Source organism: Microbacterium sp. H37-C3 (assembly GCF_027157935.1).
Taxonomy (GTDB): Bacteria; Actinomycetota; Actinomycetes; order Actinomycetales; family Microbacteriaceae; genus Microbacterium; species Microbacterium plantarum.
Genome location: NZ_JAPVLR010000001.1, coordinates 148,745 through 173,339 on the forward strand (window position 1 = coordinate 148,745; position 24,595 = coordinate 173,339).

General features: G+C 70.3%; 20 protein-coding genes and 2 riboswitches. Of the genes, 9 read left to right on the forward strand and 11 right to left on the reverse strand.

Annotated features, from left to right (window positions below):
- Nucleotides 1-16 precede the first annotated feature (16 nt).
- The 7 genes from O1W71_RS00665 to O1W71_RS00695 form a co-directional block, all read right to left on the reverse strand.
- The gene (locus O1W71_RS00665) at nt 17-1,525 is read right to left on the reverse strand and encodes a DHA2 family efflux MFS transporter permease subunit (protein ID WP_269266128.1); all 1,509 of its coding nucleotides are present in this window, start codon (nt 1,523-1,525) and stop codon (nt 17-19) included.
- Nucleotides 1,526-1,669: 144 nt separating this feature from the next.
- Nucleotides 1,670-2,626, reverse strand: a complete 957-nt coding sequence (locus tag O1W71_RS00670; RefSeq protein WP_269266129.1) for a glycosyltransferase family 2 protein — start codon at nt 2,624-2,626, stop codon at nt 1,670-1,672.
- Nucleotides 2,623-3,753 carry a cysteine desulfurase family protein gene (locus O1W71_RS00675; RefSeq protein WP_269266130.1) on the reverse strand — a complete coding sequence of 377 codons (1,131 nt, stop codon included), beginning with the start codon at nt 3,751-3,753 and terminating at the stop codon, nt 2,623-2,625. The genes O1W71_RS00670 and O1W71_RS00675 overlap by 4 nt, the downstream gene beginning before the upstream one ends.
- On the reverse strand, nt 3,753-4,610 hold the full coding sequence (gene nadC, locus O1W71_RS00680; RefSeq protein WP_269266753.1) for a carboxylating nicotinate-nucleotide diphosphorylase: 858 nt from the start codon (nt 4,608-4,610) through the stop codon (nt 3,753-3,755). Before nadC ends, O1W71_RS00675 begins: the two co-directional genes overlap by 1 nt.
- Nucleotides 4,610-6,187 carry an L-aspartate oxidase gene (nadB, locus tag O1W71_RS00685; protein ID WP_269266131.1) on the reverse strand — a complete coding sequence of 526 codons (1,578 nt, stop codon included), beginning with the start codon at nt 6,185-6,187 and terminating at the stop codon, nt 4,610-4,612. Before nadB ends, nadC begins: the two co-directional genes overlap by 1 nt.
- Complete coding sequence (gene nadA / locus O1W71_RS00690) at nt 6,184-7,497, reverse strand: quinolinate synthase NadA (RefSeq protein ID WP_269266132.1); 1,314 nt, start codon at nt 7,495-7,497, stop codon at nt 6,184-6,186. Before nadA ends, nadB begins: the two co-directional genes overlap by 4 nt.
- A gap of 10 nt (nt 7,498-7,507) precedes the next feature.
- Nucleotides 7,508-8,203 (reverse strand): NUDIX hydrolase, encoded by a 696-nt coding sequence (locus O1W71_RS00695; RefSeq protein ID WP_269266133.1) that lies wholly within the window; start codon nt 8,201-8,203, stop codon nt 7,508-7,510.
- A gap of 108 nt (nt 8,204-8,311) precedes the next feature.
- Between O1W71_RS00695 and O1W71_RS00700 the strand changes: the two genes are divergently transcribed.
- The 4 genes from O1W71_RS00700 to gcvP all read left to right on the forward strand — a co-directional run bounded on the left by O1W71_RS00700 (nt 8,312) and on the right by gcvP (nt 14,161).
- Complete coding sequence (locus O1W71_RS00700) at nt 8,312-9,484, forward strand: MarP family serine protease (RefSeq protein ID WP_269266134.1); 1,173 nt, start codon at nt 8,312-8,314, stop codon at nt 9,482-9,484.
- 75 nt (nt 9,485-9,559) lie between these two features.
- Nucleotides 9,560-9,651: riboswitch (glycine riboswitch) on the forward strand.
- A 1-nt stretch (nt 9,652) separates the two neighbouring features.
- A riboswitch (glycine riboswitch) is annotated at nt 9,653-9,742 on the forward strand.
- A gap of 50 nt (nt 9,743-9,792) precedes the next feature.
- Nucleotides 9,793-10,905, forward strand: a complete 1,113-nt coding sequence (gcvT, locus tag O1W71_RS00705) for a glycine cleavage system aminomethyltransferase GcvT (RefSeq protein ID WP_269266135.1) — start codon at nt 9,793-9,795, stop codon at nt 10,903-10,905.
- On the forward strand, nt 10,902-11,285 hold the full coding sequence (gene gcvH, locus O1W71_RS00710) for a glycine cleavage system protein GcvH (RefSeq protein WP_269266136.1): 384 nt from the start codon (nt 10,902-10,904) through the stop codon (nt 11,283-11,285). Before gcvT ends, gcvH begins: the two co-directional genes overlap by 4 nt.
- On the forward strand, nt 11,282-14,161 hold the full coding sequence (gene gcvP / locus O1W71_RS00715; RefSeq protein WP_269266137.1) for an aminomethyl-transferring glycine dehydrogenase: 2,880 nt from the start codon (nt 11,282-11,284) through the stop codon (nt 14,159-14,161). Before gcvH ends, gcvP begins: the two co-directional genes overlap by 4 nt.
- A 96-nt stretch (nt 14,162-14,257) precedes the next feature.
- On the opposite strand, the gene O1W71_RS00720 is transcribed toward gcvP, so the two are convergent.
- The 4 genes from O1W71_RS00720 to O1W71_RS00735 are packed head-to-tail and all read right to left on the reverse strand — an operon-like array spanning nt 14,258 to nt 18,125.
- A complete protein-coding gene (locus O1W71_RS00720) occupies nt 14,258-15,013 on the reverse strand; it encodes a CPBP family intramembrane glutamic endopeptidase (RefSeq protein ID WP_442923533.1) in 756 nt (251 codons plus the stop codon).
- 39 nt (nt 15,014-15,052) lie between these two features.
- On the reverse strand, nt 15,053-15,601 hold the full coding sequence (locus O1W71_RS00725) for an Lrp/AsnC family transcriptional regulator (RefSeq protein WP_023950488.1): 549 nt from the start codon (nt 15,599-15,601) through the stop codon (nt 15,053-15,055).
- Nucleotides 15,598-16,962 (reverse strand): M20/M25/M40 family metallo-hydrolase, encoded by a 1,365-nt coding sequence (locus tag O1W71_RS00730; protein WP_269266139.1) that lies wholly within the window; start codon nt 16,960-16,962, stop codon nt 15,598-15,600. The genes O1W71_RS00725 and O1W71_RS00730 overlap by 4 nt, the downstream gene beginning before the upstream one ends.
- Nucleotides 16,963-16,964: 2 nt before the next feature.
- Nucleotides 16,965-18,125 carry a M24 family metallopeptidase gene (locus O1W71_RS00735; protein WP_269266140.1) on the reverse strand — a complete coding sequence of 387 codons (1,161 nt, stop codon included), beginning with the start codon at nt 18,123-18,125 and terminating at the stop codon, nt 16,965-16,967.
- Nucleotides 18,126-18,499: 374 nt separating this feature from the next.
- On the opposite strand from O1W71_RS00735, the gene O1W71_RS00740 reads away from it, so the two are divergent.
- From O1W71_RS00740 to O1W71_RS00760, 5 genes are all read left to right on the forward strand, one after another.
- On the forward strand, nt 18,500-20,110 hold the full coding sequence (locus O1W71_RS00740) for a peptide ABC transporter substrate-binding protein (protein ID WP_269266141.1): 1,611 nt from the start codon (nt 18,500-18,502) through the stop codon (nt 20,108-20,110).
- A 115-nt stretch (nt 20,111-20,225) separates the two neighbouring features.
- Nucleotides 20,226-21,155 carry an ABC transporter permease gene (locus O1W71_RS00745; protein WP_269266142.1) on the forward strand — a complete coding sequence of 310 codons (930 nt, stop codon included), beginning with the start codon at nt 20,226-20,228 and terminating at the stop codon, nt 21,153-21,155.
- A complete protein-coding gene (locus tag O1W71_RS00750) occupies nt 21,145-22,095 on the forward strand; it encodes an ABC transporter permease (RefSeq protein ID WP_269266143.1) in 951 nt (316 codons plus the stop codon). Before O1W71_RS00745 ends, O1W71_RS00750 begins: the two co-directional genes overlap by 11 nt.
- Nucleotides 22,092-23,816, forward strand: a complete 1,725-nt coding sequence (locus tag O1W71_RS00755; RefSeq protein WP_269266144.1) for a dipeptide ABC transporter ATP-binding protein — start codon at nt 22,092-22,094, stop codon at nt 23,814-23,816. Before O1W71_RS00750 ends, O1W71_RS00755 begins: the two co-directional genes overlap by 4 nt.
- An 11-nt stretch (nt 23,817-23,827) precedes the next feature.
- Nucleotides 23,828-24,382 (forward strand): PH domain-containing protein, encoded by a 555-nt coding sequence (locus O1W71_RS00760; RefSeq protein ID WP_269266145.1) that lies wholly within the window; start codon nt 23,828-23,830, stop codon nt 24,380-24,382.
- Nucleotides 24,383-24,595: the final 213 nt, after the last annotated feature.

Below are 24,595 nucleotides of genomic sequence, written 5' to 3' on the forward strand. Positions count from 1 at the left end.
TGGCGGCGAGGCCGGCTCAGTGCGCCGCGGGCACGCCTTCGGGGCTGTCGGCCGGCTTGCGGATGAGCAGCGCCCCGATGATCAGCGGCGACGCGATGATCGCGGCCACGAAGAAGGCCGCCCGCGCGCCCGCGGCGCCGGCCGCCGTCGTCCCCGGATCGGCGGCCCCGGCCTCGGCAGCGGCCATCACCGTGATGAGCAGAGCGATGCCCGCGGCGCCAGCGACCTGCTGGATGGTCGAGACGATCGCGCTGCCGTACGAGTAGAACCGCGGCTGCAGAGAGCCGAGGGATGCCGTGAACAGCGGCGTGAACGACATCGCCAGGCCGAGCGAGAGACACGTCTGCAGCGTGAGCAGCAGCCATACCGACGTGTTCTCGGTGAGGGTGGTGAAGCTCCACAGGATGCCGGTGACGATGACGGCTCCGGGGACGAGAAGCACGCGCGTGCCCCAGCGGTCGTAGATGCGCCCGATGAACGGGCCGGCGATGCCCATCGCGAGAGAGCCCGGCAGGACGATCAGTCCGGACTCGAGCGCGGAGAGCCCGAGGACGTTCTGCATGTACAGCGGCAGCAGGGTGATCGCGCCGAAGAACGCCATGGACATGACGCCCAGCTGGGCCACCGAGAGCGAGAAGTTGGCCGAGCGGAACACGCGCAGGTCGAGCAGCGCCTCGTCATTGCGCTGCAGCACGAGCTGACGCCAGACGAACGCGCCGAGCGCCACAATCCCGACCGACAGGGAGATGATGAGCGGCAGGTTCGACGCGGGCGCCGCGGCCGCGGCATCCCCGCCGCCGTGGCCTCCGGCGCCGATCTGGCTGAGTCCGAACACGAGGCCTCCGAAACCGAAGGCCGAGAGCACGACGGAGAAGACGTCGAGTGGCGCGCGCCGGGTCTCGCCGAGGTTGTGGATCCAGCGGACGCCGATCGCGAGCGAGACCAGGGCGATCGGGAGGACGACGCCGAAGATCCAGCGCCAGCTGAGGGTGTCGAGGAGGAACCCGGACAGCGTCGGCCCGATCGCGGGAGCGAGCGACATCACGATGCTGACCCGCCCCATCATGCGGCCTCGAGCGTGCGGCGGCACGACCGTCATCAGCGTCGTCATCAACAGCGGCATCATGATCGCGGTCCCCGAGGCCTGCACGACACGCGCGACGAGGAGGAACCCGAAGCTCTGCGCCAGGACGGCGATCAGCGTTCCCGTCGAGAACAGGCTCATCGCAGCGGTGAAGACCGCCCGCGTCGTCAGACGTTGCAGCAGGAAGCCGGTGATCGGGATGACCACCGCCATCGTGAGCATGAACGCGGTCGTGAGCCACTGCGCCGCCACCGCCGTGATGCGGAAGTCGGTGATCAGGTGCGGGATCGCGACGCCCATGGTCGTCTCGTTCAAGATCGCGACGAAGGCGGCGACGAGCAGGAGCCAGATCACCCGGTTCGCCTCGGCGGTCACGACGGTGGGCACGGCGGGCGATGCGGCGGGTGCGGGGGCGTTCGTAGACGACGGCGCGACGGCCATGGGCAACTCCTCGGTCGGAAGATCGGTCGTCACCCGAGGGCGGACTCCGCAGGGCCAACGCCCCGACGGATCGATTATTCCCGGGGCCGGCGACACGGCGCCAGCATCCGCCTCCGGTCGGTCGACGCGGATGCGCGCGGTGGATCACCAGAGGCGGGCGATGTCCCACAACTCCGCGGCTGCCGGGTCGGCGGCCCGGTGACCCGGTGCTCGTTCCCGGAAGTCGCGGACCAGCCCGCCGATCCGCCGACGGTACTCGGGATCGGGATGAGTCGCGGCGATGCGCACGAGCGGGGGAACGTCCATGTCGAGCACGAGCCGGACCCGGGCCGCGGCTGCGGCACGGGCGTCGGCGGCGTCGAGCACCGCCAGGCCCGACCGCAGCGCGTCGAGATAGTCGATGAGCACGGGCAGCTGGGCACGGTGCTGCGTGATCGACGACCCGTCCGCCCGCTCACGCCAGTGCACGACGACGTCCGGAATCACGTCGAACGCTCGGGCGCGGGTGTACATCTGCTGTGCGACCAGCTGGTCCTCGTACAGCCGGTTCTCGGGGAAGCGCAGTCGGTGACGTCGCCAGAACTCGATGCGGCTCGCTTTCGACCACGCGACGATGTTCCCCGATGCCTCGGGATGGTCGGCGAGGGTGGTCCCGATGCGGGCAGGCCGAGTGGATGCCGCGACCCAGGGTTGCACGGGGCCCGGGACGTAGCCCTCATCGGTCGGACGCAGTCGCACGTAGGCCCCGGCGACGAAGTCGGAGCCCGAAGCGTCGAGCGTTCCGATCCAGCGCTCCAGGGCCGACGGGGTGAGGACATCGTCCGCGTCGAGGAAGGCGACGAACGGGGTGTCGACCCGATCGAGCCCCGCGTTCCGTGCGGCACCCAGCCCGACGGCGCGATCGTGTGCGATCACGCGGAACCGCTCGTCCGACGCGGCCGTTTCCGCGAAGATGCGTCCGGTCGTGTCGCGCGATCCGTCGTCGATGAGGATCGCGGTCCACTCGCCGAGGGTCTGGGCCTTCAGGGAAGCCAGCGCTTCCTCGGCGTAGGGGGCGACGTCGCGGCCGGGGACGATGACGGTGACGACGGGCGAGCTCACGACCCCGATCGTACTGCCGAGACGGCGTCGGCCACCGCGCCCGCGAGCGCTCCCGCATCCGGCACCGTCGCGCGATCGAAGCTGAACCGCACCGCGGTGCGGGCGTCATCGGCGTCGAGACCCATCGCCGTCAAGACGTGCGACGGCTCGTCGCTGCCCGCGGCGCATGCCGACCCGCTGCTCGTGACTATTCCACGCCGTTCCAGTTCGAGGAGCACGGCCTCGCCCGAGGTCGCGGCGAACGTGAACGATGCGAGGCCCGGAAGCCTCCGATCAGGGTCGCCGGTCGCGCGCGATCCGGGGACGGTGCCGAGCACGCGGCTCGTGAATGCGTCCCGCGCCGCCGCGGCCCGCGCAGCGGCCTCGGGGCGCTCGCGCTCGGCCAGCTCGAGCGCGAGCGCGAGGCCCACCGCCCCCGCGACGTTCTGCGTGCCCGAGCGCCGGCCGCGCTCCTGGCCGCCGCCGTGGATCACGGGCTCGAGGGGGAGCCGGCCGCGGACCGCCAGCACACCGATGCCCTGCGGCGCGCCGATCTTGTGGCCCGCGACCGACAGAGCCGAGGCGCCCGTGCCGGTGAGGGGAAGCCACCCGGCCGCCTGCACGGCATCGGTGTGCACCGGGACCGAACCCGCTGCTCGCGCGATCGCCGCGACATCCTGAACGGTTCCGACCTCGTTGTTGGCGTAGCCGATGCTCACGACGGCGGTGTCATCGCGCACGGCTCGGGCGACGGCGTCGGGGTCGACGCGTCCGAGCGAGTCCACGGGCAGGACGTCGACGTCGTATCGATGCATGCGCTGGAGGTAACGACAGACCGCCAATACCGAATCGTGCTCCACCGCCGTCGTGACGATGTGGCCGGGAGCGCGTCCGCGGGCCCCGAGGGCGGTGCCCGCGATCGCGAGGTTGTTCGCCTCGGTTCCTCCGGACGTGAAGACGATGTCGCCGGCGCGCATGCCGAGCACCGCCGCCACCCGCCGCCGCGCGTCGTCGAGGGCGCCGGCGACGTCTTCACCGACCGTGTGGATGCTCGACGGGTTGCCGAATCGCCCGGTGAGGAACGGTGCCATCGCCTCGAGCACCTCGCGACGCACCGGACCGCCCGCGGCGTGGTCGAGGTACAGCATCAGCGCGCGTCGACGACGAGGTCGAGCCCGAGGTCGAGCGAGGGTGCGGAGTGCGTGAGCGCTCCGACGGAGATCACGTCGACACCGGTCTCGGCGATCGCACGCACGCTCTCGAGCGACACTCCGCCCGACGCCTCGACGACCGCGCGACCGGAGACGATGGCGACCCCGCGGCGCAGATCGTCCAGCGAGAAGTTGTCGAGCATGATCGTGTCCACGCCGGCGGCGAGCACGGGCTCGATCTGATCGATGCGGTCGACTTCCACCTCGACGTGGGTCGTGTGAGGAAGGTCATCCATCGCGCGTCGCAGCGCTTCGGTCAGCCCCGTCCCATCGGCGGTGATGACACCGAGGTGGTTGTCCTTGAGCATGACCGCATCCGACAGGGAGAACCGGTGGTTGCGGCCGCCGCCGTCCCGGACGGCCTGCCGCTCGATCAGACGCAGCCCCGGTGTCGTCTTGCGGGTGTCGACGATGCGGGCACCGGTCCCCGCGACTTCGTCGACGTAGCGACGGGTCAGCGTCGCGATCCCCGACATCCGCTGGGTCAAGTTCAATCCGACGCGTTCGGCGGTCAGCACGGCGCGCGCCGGACCGCGGACGGTGGCCAGCGTGTCACCGGGGCGGATGCGCGAGCCGTCGGGCACGTCGATCACGACGTCGCAGCTCGGATCGGAGAGCGCGAAAGCCGCGGCGAAAACTGCCCCGCCGCTGAGGATGCCGTCGACGCGCGAGACGAGCGCGGCCGTGGCGCGCGCCGCCCCGGGGATGAAGGCGGTGCTGGTGAGATCGCCCCATGGGGCGTCCTCGTCGAGAGCGGGGCCGACGATGGCAGCGATCTGTCGGGGTGTGAGCATCATGCGACCTTCTCGGGAGCGGCGGCGGGTCGGACGGATTCGTCGGCGGTCAGCGGACGAGCGGTCGTGTCGTCGCTGCGGTGGTGTGCGCCGATCGACCGGGTGCGTGCGAGCGCGGCGGTGGTCATCGAGCTCGCGACGAGGAGCAGGTTGGCGTCCTCGTGTTCGCGCCGGGAGCGGGGTGCGACTGCGGCGCGCGACCACTCATCGAGGATGTCGAGCGCGAGAGCGATCCCGGAGGCGTCCCGCTCGAGTCCGACGTGCCGCCACATGAGCGACTGCAGGGCCGCCCGGCTGAACGGTCCGTTCGCCGGTATCCGTCGCGGCGCACAGGACCGGCCCGCCACGGCGCGAGGTGACGACAAGACGCTCGGAGACGCCGTGGCGGCCCGCGGGTCGCCGTCGACGACGGCATCCGCGGTGCGCAGGCCGAACACGACGGCTTCGAGCAGCGAGTTGGAGGCCAGCCGATTGGCACCGTGCACGCCCGTGCGCGCGACCTCGCCGACCGCGAACAGCCCGCCGACGTCGGTCCGACCGTCGAGATCGGTCACGACGCCGCCCATGAGGTAGTGCGCGGCGGGAGTGACGGGAACCGGATGCCGCGACCAATCCCATCCGCGCGCCCGCACGGACTCGTCGATCGTCGGGAACCGGTGGGCGAGGAAGGCAGCCGTCGCCGACGGAGTCTCGCGCAGACCGGTCGCGTCGAGCAGCACCGGCCGGCCGCCCTGACGCGCCATCGCCGCCGCGATCGCGCGGGCCACGACGTCTCGTGGAGCGAGTTCCGCATCGGGATGCGCATCGACGCAGAAGCGGTGCCCGCGCTCGTCGATCAACACCGCACCCTCGCCGCGCACGGCCTCTGACACGAGCGTCCCATCGGTCAGGGCGGTGGGGTGGAACTGCACGAACTCCAGGTCGGCGACGGTCGCGCCGGCGCGCAGGGCGAGCGCGATCCCGTCGGCGGTCGCCACCGCGGGATTCGTCGTGTGGGCGTACAGCTGTCCCGCCCCACCGGTCGCGAGGACCACGGCATCCGCGGCCAGCATCTCGGTGCGGCCCTCCGAGAGCACCTGCACGCCCCGCGCCGCCCCGTCGGAGACCACGACGTCGGTGACGAGAGCGTCGGAGCGGATCTGGACGGGCGCGAGAGCCAGCGCGCGGTTCAGAGCGCGCTGGATCGCGGCTCCGGTCGCATCGCCGCCGGCGTGCAGGATTCGCGGAACCCGGTGCGCACCTTCCAGGCCGAGTCGCAGCGCGCCGCTGTCGTCGCGGTCGAACGCGACCCCGATCGCCTCGAGCGTCGCGACGGCGGCCGGCCCCGCCGATGCGAGCGTGTGCACGGCGTCGCGCTCGCCGAGGCCCGCGCCGGCGCGCAGAGTGTCGTCGACGTGGGCGAGAACCGAGTCGCCTGTGGCCGTCACGGCGGCGATGCCGCCCTGCGCGTAGGCGGTGTTGCCGTCGCCGAGCGCTCCCTTCGTGACCAGGACGACCTTGCAGCCGGCGTCGGCGGCGCGCAGGGCGCACATACCGCCGGCGAGACCGGAGCCCACGACCACGACACGCCGGGTCATGGCCGCGCCGCCAGCATCCGTTCGAGGGCGGCCCGTGCCGGCACGGCGACGTCGTCGGAGACCCGGATGCGGTTGGGGGTCCGTCCCGCGCAGAGCTCGTCGAGGACCCACGCCAGGTAGCCCGGGTGGATGCGGTACATCGTCGAGCACGGGCAGACGACGGGGTCGAGGCAGAAGATGCGGTGCTGCGGGTATTGCGCGGCGAGCCGCTGGACGAGGTTGATCTCGGTGCCGACCGCGAAGACTGTGGGCTGGGTCGCGCCGTCGATCGCGCGGCGGATGTACTCCGTCGATCCCGCCTCGTCCGCGGCGTCCACGACCGGCATCGGGCACTCGGGGTGGACGATGACGCGGACGCCCGGGTTCTCCGCACGCGCCTGCGCGATCTGCTCGACGGTGAAGCGGCGGTGCACCGAGCAGAAGCCGTGCCAGAGGATGACCCGAGCATCGCGCAGGGACGCCTCGTCGTTGCCGCCGAGCGGGCGGCGGGGGTTCCACATCGGCATGCGGTCGAGCGTGACCCCCATCGCCTTGGCGGTGTTGCGTCCGAGGTGCTGGTCGGGGAAGAACAGCACCCGGCGGCCGCCTGCGAAGGCCCACTCGAGCACGGTGCGGGCGTTCGACGAGGTGCACACGATTCCGCCGTGCCGGCCGACGAAGCCCTTGATGGCGGCGGAGGAGTTCATGTACGTGACGGGGATGACGGGGAGAAGTCCTTCGGCGTCGGGGCCGCCGAGGTCGCCGTAGATCTCGCCGAGCTGCTCCCAGCACTCCTCGACCTCGTCGATCGACGCCATGTCGGCCATCGAGCATCCGGCGGCGAGGTTGGGCAGGATGACGGACTGCTCGGGCCGCGACAGCAGGTCGGCGGTCTCGGCCATGAAGTGGACGCCGCAGAAGACGATGGCCTCGGCCTCGGGGTGGGCCCTCGCCGCTTCGGCGAGCTGGAACGAGTCGCCCACGTAGTCCGCGTGCCGCACGACCTCTTCGCGCTGGTAGAAGTGCCCCAGGACGACGACCCGGTCGCCGAGCGCGGCCTTCGCGGCGGAGATGCGCTCGTGCAGCTCGTCCTCGTCGGCGGTCCGGTAGTACTCCGGGAGCTCGCCCTGGCGCGGCGCCCCGGTCGGGATGACGTCGCCCATCGACGAGCCCGGGCCATACCCCGGCCGTGCGTCGAAGCTCCACGGTCCCGCGGCGAGATCGGTGTTGCACGTCTCGGCGTTCGACGCGCCGGCGACGATCGCCTGGATCCCGTGATCGACGCTCGGGTCGATCGGTCGCGGCGACAGCGTGAGCGGAGAAGTGGTCATGCGCGTTCCTTCATCGGGGGAGCGGCCCGCGGTCGGCGAGCTCGACGTCGTGGTTGTAGCGGTAGAGCCGGGCGGGGCGGTGGCTGCCGGTGCGGAACTCGCGTGTCGGGATGAGGGTGCCCGACCCCTCGACCTGGCGGCGGAAGTTCGCCGGATCGAGGCGCTTGCCGCCGATGGCCTCGTACACCTCGCGAAGCTCGGCGAGGGTGAACAGGTCAGGCAGAAGCCCATGCGCGATACGGCTGTAGCCGACCTTGTTGCGCAGCCGCCAGAGCGCGTACTCGATGATGCTCCGGTGGTCGAACGCCAGCTCCGGCAGATCGGCGGCGTCGAACCACGCGACGTTCTCGTCCTCGGGCAGCGGTGTCGATGCGACGTCCTCGCGCACCAGCGCCCAGTAGACGATCGACACCACTCGCGAGGGAGAGCGGCCGACGTCGCCGAAGACGTAGAGCTGCTCGAGATAGCTCGGAGCCAGCGCGGTCGTCTCGGCCAGGGTCCGGGATGCGGCAGCCTCGAGGTTCTCGGACTCGTCGAGCCATCCGCCAGGGAGCGCCCACTGTCCGGCGTGGGGATCGCGCGTGCGACGCACCAGGGGGAGCACGACGGAGGGAAGCTCGCCGCCGTCGTGGCGCAGGCTGAAGATGACCGTCGAGACGGCGACCCGGATGTCGTCCTGCGGCCCATCCGCGGTGGTTCGTGTCATTGCGACCCTAACTGTCGCACCGATCTTATAGTCATCGCGACACGAAGCGCAAAACGGGGGACTCACAGCGGGACGCCGTACGCTGGCCTCCGTTCCCGAGGAGGTCCTGTGCTGCTGGTCGACGTCATCGTCGTGATCCTCCTCGTCGGCTTCTTCGCCATCGGCGTGACACGAGGCCTCGTCGCGATCGCGGGCTCGCTGGCCGGGCTCGTCATCGGCTCGCTCCTCGCCGTATGGGCTGTGCCCCTCATCGCGCCCGGCGTCGCCGACTGGGAGTACCGGTCGCTCGTGCTCGCCATCTGCGCCATCGCGATCATCATCCTGTGCACCGCGCTCGGCACCGCTGTCGGTGCGGCGCTGCGCCGCGGCGTCGACCGAGCCAAGCTGCGCATCCTCGACCGCATCCTGGGTGCCGGCGGGGCGACGATCGCCGGCGGACTCGTCCTCCTCCTCGGCGCCGGCGCGGTCACGGCGAGCGGCATGCCGCTCGTATCCACCGCCGTGGCCTCATCGCGCGTGCTCTCGTTCATCGACGGTCTCACCCCCGACCCCGTCGACAGCGCGCTCGCCGAGGTGCGCGGATTCGTCGTCGACGAGGGGATCCCCCGCATCGGCGAGCTTCTCCGGCCCGAGGTCGCGCCGACCGCGCCCGCCGTCGCGCTCGATGATCCCGAGCTGCAGCGCGCGGCGGCATCCGTCGCCCGCATCAGCGGCACGGCCTACGCCTGCGGCGTGTCGATGACCGGGTCCGGATTCGTCGCCGCCGACGACCTCATCGTGACCAACGCCCACGTCGTGGCGGGCGTCGACACCCCCGTCGTCGAGCTGCCGGGCCGCGACGCGCGTGAAGGGCGCGTGGTGTACTTCGACCCGATCGACGACCTCGCCGTCATCGCGGTCTCGGACCTGGGCGTGGCGCCCCTGCCGGTCGTTCCGCCGGTCGCCGCGGGAGCAGCCGTCGCGGTGCAGGGATACCCGCTGGGTGGGCCCTTCACGAGCGGAGCCGCTTTCGTCCTCTCGGTGGGCTCGGCCCCCGTCCCCGACATCTACGACGAGTCCAGCGCTCCGCGCGAGATCTACGCGCTCGATGCCGACGTCCGCCCGGGCAACTCCGGCGGGCCGCTGCTGACCGACGCCGGTGAGGTCGCCGGCGTCGTGTTCGCGCGCGGCGCCGAGGACGAGCGGCGGGGCTACGCGATGACGACGACGGAGCTGCTTCCGGTGCTCGCGGGCGCCTCTGCGGACGCTCCGGCCGTGACGGCGGGGAGCTGCACGCGCTGAGCGGCCCAGTACAGCGGCGCCTGCGCAGTCTCGCGCGGTGACGCTATGCTGATCGCGCAACTGAAGACAGGCCGCATGACGCACGCGGGAGAGCCCCGGAGAATTCCGGGCACCGAAGGAGCAAGCCTCCCCGCCAATCTCTCAGGTCCGCGTACCGCGCGCGTCCGGCCGCTCTGGAAAGCGATCCCCTCGGGGATCCGCCGACGGTGAAAGCCGGGTTCGCCCTGGTGAAACTCTCAGGCCCAAGACAGAGGGGGAGTTCCGGATGCCGCAGCCGTGGCAGCCGCCCGCCCGCAACGGGAGAACTCATGTCAGATCCCCGCTCCACCGTCCTGCACCATCGTCACGCTGCGCTCGGCGCATCGTTCACCGACTTCGGCGGCTGGCTCATGCCCGTCCGCTACACGTCCGACCTCGCCGAGCACCACGCGGTGCGCTCCGCAGCCGGATTGTTCGACATCTCGCACATGGCGGAGTTCGAGGTGACCGGCTCGGTCGCCGGGGACTGCCTCGACGCCGCCCTCGCCGGCAGGATCTCGACGATGGCCGTCGGGAAGGCGAAGTACTCGCTCGTCCTCGCCGACGACGGCGGGATCATCGACGATGTCATCGTCTACCGCCTCGGCGCCGACCGCTTCCTCATCATCGCGAACGCGGGCAACCGCGAGCCCGTGTGGGCGGCGTTGCAGGAGCGTGCCGAAGGCTGGGACGTCGAGGTGCGAGACCTCACCGATGACTACGCGCTCCTGGCCGTCCAGGGCCCGGCGGCGCTGGCGGTCCTCGAGTCCACCCCGGGCCTGTCGACGCCCGACGTCGCGCTCGCGGACACGCGGTACTACGCGTGGACCGCCGGCGAGTTCGCGGGCGAGCCGCTGCTCCTCGCACGCACCGGGTACACCGGCGAAGACGGATTCGAGCTGATGATCCCGGCCCGCGCGGCCGAAGCCCTCTGGGATGCCGTGCTCGCGGCCGGGTCACCGCTCGGGCTCGCTCCGGCGGGCCTCGCGTCGCGCGACACGTTGCGGCTCGAAGCCGGGATGCCGCTGTACGGACACGAGCTCTCGCGCGACGTCGCTCCTGCGCAGGCGGGTCTCGGCCGCGTCGTCGCCACGGACAAGGGCGCCTTCGTGGGCCGCGAGGGCCTCGAGTCCCGCGACTCCTCGGGCGGGCCGGTGCTCGTCGGTCTCGTCTCGGAGGGCCGCCGCGCCGGCCGCGCCGGCTACGCCGTGCTCGGCCCCGACGGCGAGCGCGTCGGTGTGATCACGAGCGGCGCCCTGAGCCCGACCCTCGGGCATCCCATCGCCATGGCCTACGTCGCACCCGGACACGCGGCACTCGGCACTGAGCTGGCGCTCGATGTCCGCGGTACCCGCATTCCCGCCACCGTCACCACGCTGCCGTTCTACCGGAGGAAGAAATGACCGATCTCGACGCCCTGAAGTACACCGCCGAGCACGAGTGGGTCGCCCTCTCGGGCGCCACCGCGACGGTGGGCATCACCGACTACGCCGCCGAGAAGCTGGGTGACGTGGTGTTCGTCGATCTCCCTGCCGTCGGAACCGCGGTGACCGCCGATGCCGTCTGCGGCGAGATCGAATCGACCAAGTCGGTCGGCGAGCTCTACGCGCCGCTGAGCGGAACCGTCGTCGAGGTCAACGAGGCCGTCGTCGACGACCCGTCGCTCGTGAACGCCGGGCCGTTCGGCGACGGGTGGCTCGTTCGCATCGAGATCGATCCCGCCGACGCGGACGGTCTGCTCGACCGCGCCGCCTACGTCGAGCTCACCGGCGGAGACCGATGACCTCCGCTTTCGCCGCCCGTCACATCGGCACCGACGGCGCCGCGCAGCAGCGCATGCTCGAGGTCCTCGGTTACCCGGACGTCGACGCTCTGCTCGCCCGAGCCGTGCCCGCCGCCATCCAGGTCGATGCGGTGCCCGACAGCGTGATCCCGGCCGCGGCCGCCGAGCACGAGGCGCTCGCGGAGCTGCGCGAGCTGGCATCGCGCAACCGTCCGGCACGGGCGATGATCGGCCTGGGGTACTACGACACGCTCACGCCTGCCGTCATCCAGCGCAACGTCCTCGAGAACCCGTCCTGGTACACCGCGTACACGCCGTACCAGCCGGAGATCTCGCAGGGCCGCCTCGAAGCGCTCATCAACTTCCAGACGATGGTCACCGACCTGACTGGGCTCGCGACGGCGAATGCGTCCATGCTCGACGAGGCCACCGCCGTCGTCGAGGGCATGCTCGTCGCACGGCGGGCCTCGAAGTCGCGCAGCAACGTGTTCCTCGTCGACGCGGATGCGCTGCCGCAGACGAAGGCGCTGCTCGGCCATCGAGCGGCGGCGCTCGGCATCGAACTGCGCGAGATCGACTTCGCCGGCGGCGCGGGCACGACCCCGTCCGACGAGCCGGTCTTCGGTGCATTCGTGCAGTATCCCGGTGCGTCCGGCCGTGTGTGGGATCCGAGCACGGTCATCGCGGAGGTGCAGGCTGCGGGCGGTCTCGTCGTCGTGGCGGCGGATCTCCTCGCGCTGACCCTGCTGCGATCGCCCGGCTCGCTCGGGGCGGACGTGGCCGTCGGCACCAGCCAGCGGTTCGGCGTGCCGATGGGCTTCGGGGGACCCCACGCCGGGTACATGGCGGTGCGTGCCGGCCTCGAGCGCCAGCTGCCCGGACGGCTCGTCGGCGTCTCGGTCGACGCGGCGGGCGATCCCGCCTACCGGCTCTCGCTCCAGACGCGCGAGCAGCACATCCGTCGCGAGAAGGCGACGTCGAACATCTGCACCGCACAGGTCCTGCTGGCGGTCATGGCGTCGATGTACGCCGTGTACCACGGCCCGGACGGGCTCCGGCGCATCGCCGAGTCCGTCGCCGGTCACGCGGCCCTTCTCGCGGAGTGGCTGGCCGATGCGGGGGTCGAGGTCGAGCATGATGCGTTCTTCGACACGCTCGTGGTGCGCGCGCCGGGCCGGGCAGCAGACGTCGTCGCGGCGGCCCGCGAATCCGGTTACCAGCTGTGGCACCGCGACGACCACACGGTCGGTGTCGCCGTCGACGAGACGACGACCGTCAGCGATCTGCACGCGATCGTCCGAGCGTTCGGCGGTCCCGAGCAGCGCGCATTCGCATTCAGCGGCGGATCGACGTGGGCTGACCGGCACGCACCGGCGTCGCTTCGGCGCGAGGACGAGTACCTCACCCATCCGGTGTTCAACAGCCACCACTCCGAGACGGCGATGATGCGCTACCTCAAGCGCCTCGCCGACCGCGACTACGCGCTCGACCGTGGCATGATCCCGCTCGGGTCGTGCACGATGAAGCTGAACGCCGCGACCGAGATGGCCGCCGTGACCTGGCCGGAGTTCGCCCGCGTGCACCCGTTCGCACCCGCCGACGACGTGCGCGGCTATCTCGAGCTCATCGAGCAGCTCGAGGGGTGGCTCGCCGAGGTGACCGGTTACGACGCCGTGTCGCTGCAGCCCAATGCCGGCTCGCAGGGCGAGCTCGCGGGGCTGCTCGCGATCCGCGGCTATCACCGGTCGCGAGGCGACGACGACCGGACCGTCTGCCTCATCCCGTCGTCGGCGCACGGCACCAACGCCGCGTCTGCCGTGCTCGCCGGTATGCGCGTCGTGGTCGTGGCCTGCGACGAAGCGGGAAACGTCGACCTCGACGATCTCCGCGGCAAGATCGATGAGCACGCTGCGGCGCTGTCCGCCCTGATGATCACCTATCCGTCGACCCACGGCGTGTACGAGCACGAGGTGCTCGCGATCACCGATGCGGTGCACGCGGCGGGCGGTCAGGTCTACGTCGACGGCGCCAACCTCAACGCCCTCCTCGGTTTCGCTCGCTTCGGCGACCTCGGCGGCGACGTCTCGCATCTCAACCTCCACAAGACGTTCGCCATCCCGCACGGGGGCGGCGGTCCGGGTGTGGGCCCCGTGGCGGCCAAGGCGCACCTGGCGCCGTTCCTGCCCTCGCACCCGCACGCCCAGCGGGCCGAGCACGCGGGCGGGTTCGTCTTCGACGGCGGTCCGGTCTCGGCCGCGCCCTACGGCTCGGCATCCATCCTTCCGATCTCGTGGGCGTACGTGCGCATGCTGGGGGCAGCCGGGCTGCGGGCGGCCACGGGAGCTGCGGTGCTCGCGGCGAACTACATCGCGGCGCGGCTACGCGAGCACTATCCGGTGCTCTACGCCGGCGAAGGCGGACTCGTCGCGCACGAGTGCATCCTGGATCTGCGTCCTCTGCGGGAGCGCACCGGCATCACCGTGGACGACGTCGCGAAGCGGCTGATCGACTACGGCTTCCACGCGCCGACGATGTCGTTCCCGGTGGCGGGGACGCTCATGGTCGAGCCGACGGAGTCGGAGGACCTCGCCGAGATCGACCGGTTCGTCGAGGCGATGATCGCCATCCGCGCCGAAGCCGACCGGGTCGCCGCGGGGGAGTGGCCCGCCGATGACAACCCGCTCGTCGGCGCGCCGCACACGGCTGAAGCGGCGGTCGCGTCGGCCTGGTCGCACGCTTACTCGCGCGAAGAGGCCGTCTATCCCGTGCGGTCCCTCGTCCGCGGCAAATACTGGCCACCGGTGCGTCGTATCGACCAGGCCTACGGCGACCGCAACCTCGTGTGCGCCTGCCCGCCGCCGGAGGCCTTCGCCTGACGCCCCCGGCGTCGCGAGAACGCACCGTCCCGCCGAGCACGCACCGTTCAGCGTGCGTGCTCGACGCGGGGGTGCGTTCTCGGCAAGCGCGACGTGTCAGAAGAGCCCGGGCCACCACGATGCGGCCAGCGGGTAGCCGATGAACGCGATGAGGTCGATCACGACGTGCGCGACGACGAGCGGCATGACCCGGCCCCAACGGTGGTAAACCCACCCGAAGACCACGCCCATCGCGATGTTCCCGAAGATCGGGCCGACGCCCTGGTACGCGTGGTACATCCCGCGGAGCGCGGCGGTCGACAGGATGATCGTCCACGTGCTCCAGCCGACACGGCGAAGCCGGTCGAACAGGTAACCGATGAAGATGACCTCCTCGGTGAGTCCCGCCCGCAGGGCGGCCAGCGCGAGGAGCATGACGGCGGTCCAGCCGCCGTCGAGCGGTGCGGCCCCCACCTGGACGGTGATCCCGAGCGCCCGTCCGAGCGCGTAGAGCCCGAGGCCCGGAACACCGATGATGACGACGAGCAGGATGCCGGCCCCGGCATCCTTTCCGAACACCCGGAAGTCCAGACCGATCCGGCGCAGCGCCGAGCGGCCAGGCTCCCAGAGGAAGTAGATCGCCAACGCGACGGGCGCGAGGTTGAAGAGGTTCGAGAAGACCTGCGACACCACCTGCCACGGGTCGACGGTCGCTGCACCGGGATTGAGCGAGGTCGACTGGTCGCCGAGGCTCACCGGGCTCGTCACCGCCTCGAGGAACGACAGCACCGAGAAGAACGCCGACCGGCCGACCGAGAGCGCCAGAACGAGGGCGATCTCCCACCACAGTCGGGTCCGTGACACGTGCGTCATTCTTCCTCCCGGGTCGATGTTAAGCCGGGGGATGGCGGGTCACGGGCGGCGGCGTTTGCGCGCGGGGGTCTCGGTCGCCAGGACGTGCTGCAGCGGCTCGGGATCGGCGAGGCGGCCGATGGCGAGCATGGTCTCGACGCGGTCGATGCCCGGGATCGGCCAGACCTGCTCGACGAGCAGTCGCTGCAGATCGGCGTGGTCGCGGACGCGGAACCGCGCCATCAGGTCGTACCCGGCCGCCAGGACGATGACCTCGGTCATGGCGTCGATCGCCTTGAGCGCGGTCAGCACTGCGGCAGCGTCGGCGTTCCCGGTCAGCCGTAACGGCATCACGACGAGCATCGGATAGCCCAGCGCCGCCCAGTCGAGCTCGATCGTGTGCCGGCGGATGACGTGCCCGCGTTCCATCCGCGCGATGCGTTCCGCTACCGCCGGAGCCGACATCCCGACGTCCGCCGCGATGCTGCGCATCGACGCGCGGGCGTCCTCGTGCAGGCGATGCAGGATCCGCCGGTCGACGTCGTCGATCTCGAGGACCTCGCGCTCGGGTTCGAGCAGCGAGCGCAGGTGCGCTGGATCGGTCGTCATGCCCCTCCCCGGGGTGTGTCGGCGAAGCCGCTGCGTTCGAGCTCCCGGAGGACGTCGAGGGTGAACTGGACGTGGTCGAGGAAGTCTTCGACGTAGCCGTGCTCATCGTAGCCGTGCATGTTCCCGGCCGGTCGCAGGGTGCCCGTGGGGGAGATGATGGGGGCTCCGAGGTGCTCGAGGAACAGCGCGCCGGGACCCGCTCCCGTCATCACGTCGTAGACGACCGCGTCGGCGCCGAAGGCATGCCCGGCAGCGCGCACGACGGCCTCGCCGAAGGCGGACTCGACGGGTGAGTACGCGGGCGCGAGGGCGCGGATGACGGATACCGAGATGTCCGGATGCCGTGCGGAGAGGTGGGCGCGGACAGCATCCACCACGCGCTCCGGCTGCATCCCGGGGACGAGCCCGAAGCGCACGCGTGCAGACGCCGACGCCGGAATGCTCTGCCGCACGCCGTCGTCGAGGTCGAACCCGGAGAGGCTCATCGACGGCTCGAAGACGAACCGCGTCGAGAGCTCCGATTCCGTTCCCGGTAGATACGGTGTCACGCCGTCGCGGGCGATGGACGCGCCGGGCAAGGTGATGTGCGCCGTTCGGCGACGCGCGCGTTCGTCCGGGACGATCGCCTCGTCCCGCACGCCGGCGACCGCGATCCGGCCGTCCTCGGTGCGCATCGACGAGATGGCAGCCATCAGCTCGAGCGGAGCCGAACGGAGGATCGACGAATACGACGGATGCTGCGCCGCAGCGAGGACGTCGAGCGACAGCTCGATCTCGAGCGAGCCCCGGCATCCGAACCCGACGGCGGGGCGCCCGTCCTCCTCGCGGAGGTAACTCTCCCACAGGCACGCGTCGGCGCGCAGCTCAGCCGCGTGCGCGGCGAGGACCGCGTCCAGGCCCGGGCTGCCGATCTCCTCGCACGGGTCGGCGAGGTAGATGACGCCGAACGGGGTGCGCCCGTCGTGGTCCTCGATCCAGAGGCGGAGCGAGGCGAGGCGGCCCGCGGCGTCGGCCTTGTCGTCGCACGCACCGCGCGCGTACATCGCGCCGTCGCGGATCTCCGCGGCGTACGGCGGCGAGGTCCAGCGCGACGGATCGCCCTCGGGCTGAACGTCGTAGTGGTTGTACAGCAGCAGCGACGCATCGCTCGCTCCGGCTCGGAAACCGACCACGACGGGACCATAACCGGGGATGTCGTAGCGCACGACGCGATCCATCAGCGGCGCGAGGCGCTCCTCGATCCAGTCGGCGGCCGCTGCGATCGCGTCGAGTCGACCGGCGACGGTCGGGAACCGGCAGAGTTCCCGCCAGCTCGCGACGATCTCGTCGGCGCGGTCGTCGATCCGGGGGTCGCGTGCCATCCTCACTTACCCCGGGGCAGCGAGACGGGGACCAGGTCGTACGGGTAGTCCGAGATGAGCTCGTAGCCGTCCTCGGTCACCAGGACGATGTCCTCGAGGCGAACGCCGCCGAAGCCCTGGCGGTAGCAGCCCGGCTCGATGGCGATGACGTCACCGGCGACGAGGACGGCGTCGTTCTGGTTGAGGCTCGGGGGTTCGTGCACCTCGAGGCCCACGCCGTGTCCGAGCGAGTGGAAGTACCCCTCGTCGAGCACCTCGCCCGGCTTCTTCGTCAGCTGGGTGGGCTGGCCGGCGGCTTCGATGGGCTCGCACGAGATGCGGTGCAGCTCCGCCACGGGCAGCCCCGGACGGATCGCCGCGAGCGTCGCGTCGAACGACTTCTTGACGATGTCGTAGTAGAAGGCGAGCTCGTCGTCGATGTCGCCCTTGACGAAGGTCCGGGTCATGTCCGAGTTCCCGCCCGAGGCGATGTCGCGCGGGCAGATGTCGACCGTGACGGGCTCGCCTTCGAAGATCTGACCGGATCCCGCGTGATGCCCGATGCACGTCTGCGCTCCGTGGGCGACGATCATGCCCGCGTCTTCGCAGCCGTTGCGGAGGAAGACCGACCGGATGCGGTCCTTGAGGTCCTCGCAGGTCAGCGGCGTGCCGTCGAGCAGAAGGCCGCCGTCTGCGTCGACGGTGGCGCGGTCCATGGCATCGGCGACGAGCGAGACGCCCGCCTCGGCGGCGACCTGCGCCCGGCGGATGCCCGCCAGCTCGTGCGGAGTCTTCACGCGACGGCGCTGCACGAACAGGTCGCGGTCCACGCGGACCTCCACCCCGTTGGCGCGCAGGTGATCCGCCACCTCGAGCGGGAAGGTGGGCGGCACGGCGGCGCGTGTCACGCCGAGCCTGCGGCAGGCGGCGACGAGAGTGGAGAGCTCCGCGAGGTCGGGGTCCTGGCCTGCGGCGCGGAAGTCGTCGAAGCCGAGCTCATCGAGGGGGAACACGGTCATACCCGGCACGTCGCGCATGCGCGCCGCCTCGAGCGACTTGATGGCCACGTGCGGCGCGCCGTCGACCTCGATGTAGAGGAACGGGTCGTGCACGTCGTGGGGGATGACGTGTCGCATGTCGGCGGCCAGCGTGCTCGCGTAGATGAGGATGGCGTCGTCCACCACAGCGGCTCTCCTTCGGTCGTGAGTTCCGGTGGGATCCGGAACGACTCGACCTTACATCAGAGTGGTCCTTGCGCCCCTTCGCCTTGTGATCCAAAGCTTGCGTGCGCTCTCGCGAGTGAAGTGGAAGGTTCCCGCGGATGGTTGCCATCGGCCGCCCGGCGTCCCGGTTGGCGCACCGCGCAGAGGGCGAGGCTCACCCGGTGCACGATGACAACCCCACGGGCGCGATTGTTGCCGACATGTAACGGTTTGGGCCTGGATGCGGTCACAGGGCGGGAGCGCGCTTATCGTCGGGGGTATATCCCGTGCTCCGGACACCGGTGTGTCTTCACCACCGTCGACCGTGAGCGCGTACCCGTCACCCAGGAGGAAACATGTCGAGACGACGTTGGGGAGTCGGCGCGATCGCGCTGGTGTCCGCCGTCACGCTCACGCTGGCCGGATGCTCGGCCGGCGGCGACAGCAACACGGGCGGGGGCTCCAACGCCTCCGCGATCATCACCGCGAACGGCACCGAGCCGCAGAACCCGCTGCTGACCTTCGGCACCACCGAGACCGGTGGTGGCCGCATCCTCACGTCGCTCTACGCGGGCCTCGTGAGCTACAAGGCCGACGGCACCATCCAGAACGAGGTCGCCTCCTCGATCGAGAGCGACGACAACGTCGTGTGGACGATCACCGTCGCCGACGGCTGGAAGTTCACCAACGGTGAGGAGATCACCGCGCAGACGTTCGTCGACACCTGGACCGCCGGCGCGCAGGATGCCAACGGCGCGTACTGGTTCTACACGATCGAGGGTGCGACCGACGACGGCAGCACCGCTCCGACCGGTCTCGCGGTCGTCGACGACATGACCTTCACGGTCACGCTCAAGGCTCCCGACGCGGACTTCCCGCTGCGCCTCGGCTACACGGCCTACATGCCGCTGCCGTCCGTCGCATTCGAAGACCTCGAGGCGTTCGGCGAGAACCCTGTCGGCAACGGTCCTTACATGCTCGACGGTGAGGGCGCCTGGCGTCACAACGAGGGCATCAACCTCGTCCCCAACCCCGACTACAAGGGTGTCCGCGAGGTCAAGAACGACGGTCTGAACTTCGTGTTCTACACCTCGCTCGAGTCGGCGTACGCCGACGCGCAGGGTGGCAACCTCGACGTTCTCGACACGGTGCCCGACACCGCGTTCGCGACGTACGAGACCGACTTCCCCGAGCGTTCGGTCAACCAGCCCGCCGCGATCTACCAGGGCTTCAACATCCCCTTCTACCTGCCGGACTTCGGCAACGACGAAGAGGGCCAGCTGCGCCGCGCCGCGATCTCGATGGCGATCAACCGCGAGGAGATCACCGACACGATCTTCCAGGGCACCCGCACGCCGGCGACCGACTTCACGTCGCCCGTCGTCGAGGGCTGGAGCGATGACCTGCCCGGATCCGAGGTCCTCGAGTACAACCCCGAAGAGGCGAAGGCCAAGTGGGCCGAGGCCGAGGCGATCAAGCCCTACACCGGTCCGTTCACCCTCGCCTACAACTCGGACGGCGGCCACCAGGCCTGGGTCGACGCGGTCGCGAACAGCATCTCGAACACGCTGGGCATCGAGGCGAGCGGTCTGCCGTTCCCGACGTTCGCCGCGGCACTCGACCTGCGCACGACCGGCACCCTGACCGGCGCGACGCGTGCCGGCTGGCAGGCGGACTACCCCTCGCAGGGCAACTTCCTCTCGGCGCAGTACAGCACCGGTGGCAGCTCGAACTACGAGGGCTACACCAACCCCGAGTTCGACGGACTGCTCGCGCAGGCCGCGGCGGCTCCCTCGGTGGAGGACGCAGCTGGTCTCTACGAGCAGGCGCAGGAGATCCTCATGCGTGACCTGCCCAGCATCCCGCTGTGGTACGCCAACGCCGTGGGTGTCTGGAGCGAGGGCGTCGACAACGTCGTCTTCGGCTGGGACTCGGTTCCGCTTTACGAACAGATCACCAAGGGCTGAGTTCGGCTCCTGACGATCATCGAGTACGGTGTCCGGGGCGCATTCGCGTCCCGGACACCGTGCTGACCGGGCCTCTTGCCCTCACTACCCGAACCCATTTAGGAACTATTCGTCGATGCTCTGGTTCATCGGTCGACGGCTGCTGCAGCTGATCCCCGTCTTCTTCGGGGCGACCCTTCTCATCTACGCCCTCGTCTTCCTGCTCCCGGGAGACCCGATCGCCGCTCTCTACGGCGACCGTCAACCGTCGCCCGCCGCGATTGAGGCCGTGCGCGCGCAGTACAACCTCGACAAGCCGTTCATCGTGCAGTACTTCCTGTACATCGGAGCCCTGCTGCAGGGCGACTGGGGCACGACCTTCTCGGGCCGCCCTGTCATCGATGTCATGGCCCAGGCCTTCCCGATCACGCTTCGGCTCGCCGTCCTGGCGCTCGGCATCGAAGCGGTTTTCGGCATCGTCGTCGGCCTCATCGCCGGCCTGCGTAAGGGCAAGCTCTTCGACGCCACGGCTCTCGTGGTCAGCCTGCTGCTGATCTCGGTGCCGACCTTCGTCATCGGTTTCGTGCTGCAGTACGTCCTCGGCATCCAGCTCGGCTGGTTCCGCACCACCGTCAGCGCGGGCGCGCCGTGGAACGAGCTCATCCTGCCGGCGATCGTGCTCGCGACGGTCTCGTTCGCGTACATCGTCCGGCTCACCCGTTCTTCTGTTGCGGAGAACCTGTCCGCCGACTTCGTCCGCACGGCCACCGCGAAGGGCCTCAGCCGGCCGCGCGTCGTCACCGTACACGTCCTGCGCAACTCGCTCGTGCCGGTGGTGACCTACCTGGGCGTGGATCTCGGATCGCTCATGGTCGGCGCGATCGTGACCGAGAGCATCTTCAACATCAACGGCGTCGGCGGCACGATCTATCGCGCCATCACGATCGGCGAGGGACCCACCGTCGTGTCCTTCGTCGCCATCATGGTCATCATCATCATGCTGGCGAACCTGCTCGTCGATCTCCTGTACGCCTGGCTCGACCCGAGGATCCGCTATGCCAAGTAATCTCCGCCGGAATCAGGAACACTTCGTCGCTCCCGAGGAAGAGACGCCGCTCCAGGCGATCGACGCCGTCTCGACCGACGACAAGCCGCGCACCGTCTGGGGTGACGCCTGGCAGTCGATGCGCCGTCGCCCGATGTTCTGGGTCTCTGCCGTGCTCATCGTGCTGATCCTCGTCGTCGCCATGTTCCCCGGGCTCTTCTCGCCGGTGTCGCCGACCGCCAACTGCCTTCTGGCCAACAGCAACGCCGGGCCGGCCGCGGGGCATCCCTTCGGCTTCACCCGTCAGGGCTGCGACGTCTACGCGCGCGTCATCTACGGCACGCAGTCTTCGGTGATGGTCGGCGTGATCGCCACTCTGGTGGTGGCGATCTTCGGATCGATCGTCGGCGCCCTGGCCGGGTACTACGGCGGCATCCTCGACGCGATCCTCTCGCGCGTGGCCGACATCTTCTTCGCGATCCCCACCGTTCTCGGCGCGATCGTCTTCATGTCGGTCGTCCCGGAGCGCACGCCGCTCGTCGTCGCCCTGGTCATCGCGGTCTTCGCGTGGCCCCAGATCGCCCGCATCATGCGCGGCGCGGTTCTGACGGCGAAGCAGGCCGACTACGTCGTGGCATCCATCGCGCTCGGCGTCTCGCGCTGGCGTGTGCTGTTGCGTCACGTGCTGCCGAACGCGATCGCACCCGTGATCGCGGTGGCGACGGTGTCGCTCGGAACGTTCATCGTCGCGGAGGCGACGCTGTCGTTCCTCGGTATCGGCCTGCCCGGGACGGTGATGAGCTGGGGCAACGACATCAACTCCGCGCGCCAGTCGCTCACCACGAGCCCCATGGTCCTGATCTACCCCGCCGCCGCGCTGTCGGTGACGGTCCTGTCCTTCCTCATGCTGGGTGACGTCGTGCGCGACGCCCTCGACCCGAAGGAGCGTGCACGCCGATGAGCGACACCACCTCGTCGGATGCCACGCCGCTGCTGGACATCCGCAACCTCCACGTCGGGTTCCAGACGAAGGCTGGACTCGTGCCGGCCGTCCGCGGCGTCGACCTGACGATCTACCCCCGCCAGTCGGTCGCGATCGTCGGCGAGTCGGGTTCGGGCAAGTCGACCACGGCGCAGGCGATCATCCGTCTGCTCCCCGGAACCGGACGCATCACCGATGGTCAGATCATGTTCGAGGGCCGCGATCTCGCGGCGCTGACGAACCGTGAGCTGCAGGCCGTGCGTGGCGCGCAGATCGGCTACGTCCCGCAGGACCCGATGTCGAACCTCAACCCGGTGCTGACCGTCGGGTTCCAGGTGCGCGAGGCCGTCCGCTCGAACCGCAGCGCGACCGGTCGTGCCGCGGTCCGCGACCGCGCCGTCGAGGTCCTCACCGAGGCCGGGCTGCCCGATGCCGCCGACCGGATGCGGCAGTACCCGCACCAGTTCTCCGGCGGTATGCGCCAGCGGGCGCTCATCGGGATCGGTCTGTCGGCGCGTCCGAAGCTTCTGATCGCCGATGAGCCGACCTCGGCGCTCGACGTGACGGTGCAGCGACAGATCCTCGACCACCTGGGCACCCTCACGACGGACTTCGGCACGTCGGTGCTCTTCATCACCCACGACCTCGGCCTCGCAGCCGAGCGCGCGGAGCACCTCGTCGTCATGTACCGCGGTCGCGTGGTCGAGTCGGGTCCGTCGCAGGAGATCCTCGCCGATCCGAAGCACCCGTACACGAAGCGACTCGTGTCGGCGGCCCCGAGCCTGGCCTCGCGTCGCATCCAGGCGGTGCGCCACCACGAGAACGTCGACGTCTTCGGCGCGGGGGAGCAGTTCCTCGCGCGGGCCGAGGAGCGCGAGGCCGAAGCCGAGACGGCGGCAGCACGCAGCGACTTCATCGACATCCGCAACGCGCGGCGCGTCTACAAGGTGCGGACGGGCGGGCTCTCCTCGAAGGAGATCGTCGCCGTCGACGACGTCAGCATCCAGGTGGCGAAGGGAACGACGACCGCGATCGTCGGCGAGTCGGGGTCGGGCAAGTCGACCCTGGCGAAGCTCTTCCTGCAACTCGAGCAGCTGACCTCGGGCGAGATCCGCTTCGACGGCAAGAAGCTCGGCGGGCTCAACCGCGCCGAGGAGCTCGCCTTCCGGCGTCGCGTCCAGCCGGTCTTCCAGGACCCGTACGGCACCCTCGATCCGCAGTACAGCGTCGGCGACACGATCGCCGAGCCGATGCGGGTCCACAAATTCGGCACTCAGAAGGAGCGGTCGGCGCGCGTGCGCGAGCTGCTCGACCAGGTGTCGTTGCCGTCGGCGGCGAAGGACCGCTACCCGAGCGAGCTCTCTGGCGGTCAGCGGCAGCGCGTGGCGATCGCGCGCGCACTCGCTCTGAAGCCCGACGTGCTCGTCCTCGACGAGGCCGTCTCGGCGCTCGATGTGCTCGTGCAGGGTCAGATCCTGAACCTGCTGACGGAGTTGCAGACGGAGCTCGACCTGACCTATCTGTTCATCACCCACGACCTCGCGGTCGTGCGTCTCGTGGCGGACAACGTCTCGGTCATGCGCCAGGGTCGCCTGGTGGAGTCGGCGACGACCGACGAGGTCTTCGACCACTCCACCGAGGACTACACGCGCGAACTGCTCGCGGCCATTCCCGGCGCCGGGTTCCAGTTCGGCGTCTGACCCTCCGCAGCATGCGCAAGACCTTCCGACCGGCGTCGGCGACCATCGCGGTCGCCGGCGCCGGTCTGCTCGGGGCCTTCCTCCTCGGTGACGCCTTCGTCCGGGGCGGCGTCGTGCAGGGTCTGCTGCTGGCCCCCTGGGTCCTCCTGGCGGTCTGGCTCATCTACACGCTGCTCTACGCGCCGTTCATCGCGACCGACGAGAACGCGATCGTCATAGCGAACCCGCTCCGGGTGACGCGTGTGCCCTGGCCGTCCGTCACCGACATCCGATTGCGCTGGCAGGTGACCGTCGACACGGCCGAGGGCCGCTCTATCGCCGCCTTCGGCGGTCCGTCGCCGAGCCGGCCGTCCCGCGTCGGCCGTGGTGCGTGGTCCAGCGTCCGCGAAGAGGCGGAGCGGATGCCGGCCGCCGTCCGCGAGCTCGAGGAGATCCGCTCGGCGTGGGAAGAGCACGCGCCCGAAGCGCCGGATGAGGCGATCTCGGTCACGTGGAACCGCGCGGTTCTGTTGCCGCTCGCCGTCATCGTGCTCTGGGCGGCTCTCGCCCTCGCTTTCGGCGGCTGAGGTCGACCGGAGGCCGCGCCTGGCTATGTGCTCAGCCCCCGCGCGCCGCGATGAGCAAGGCGTGCGCCGACGGCGGCATGCGTAGGACACATTTTGCTAACGAACTCGTTTCGCGCAACACGTTGGAAACGAACGCACGCAAGGGTAGTGGTCATCTGAACTCGGCGGCGGTGTCGCCGAGCGGGGAGCGGAAAGGTCTTCCGTCGCCCGGAT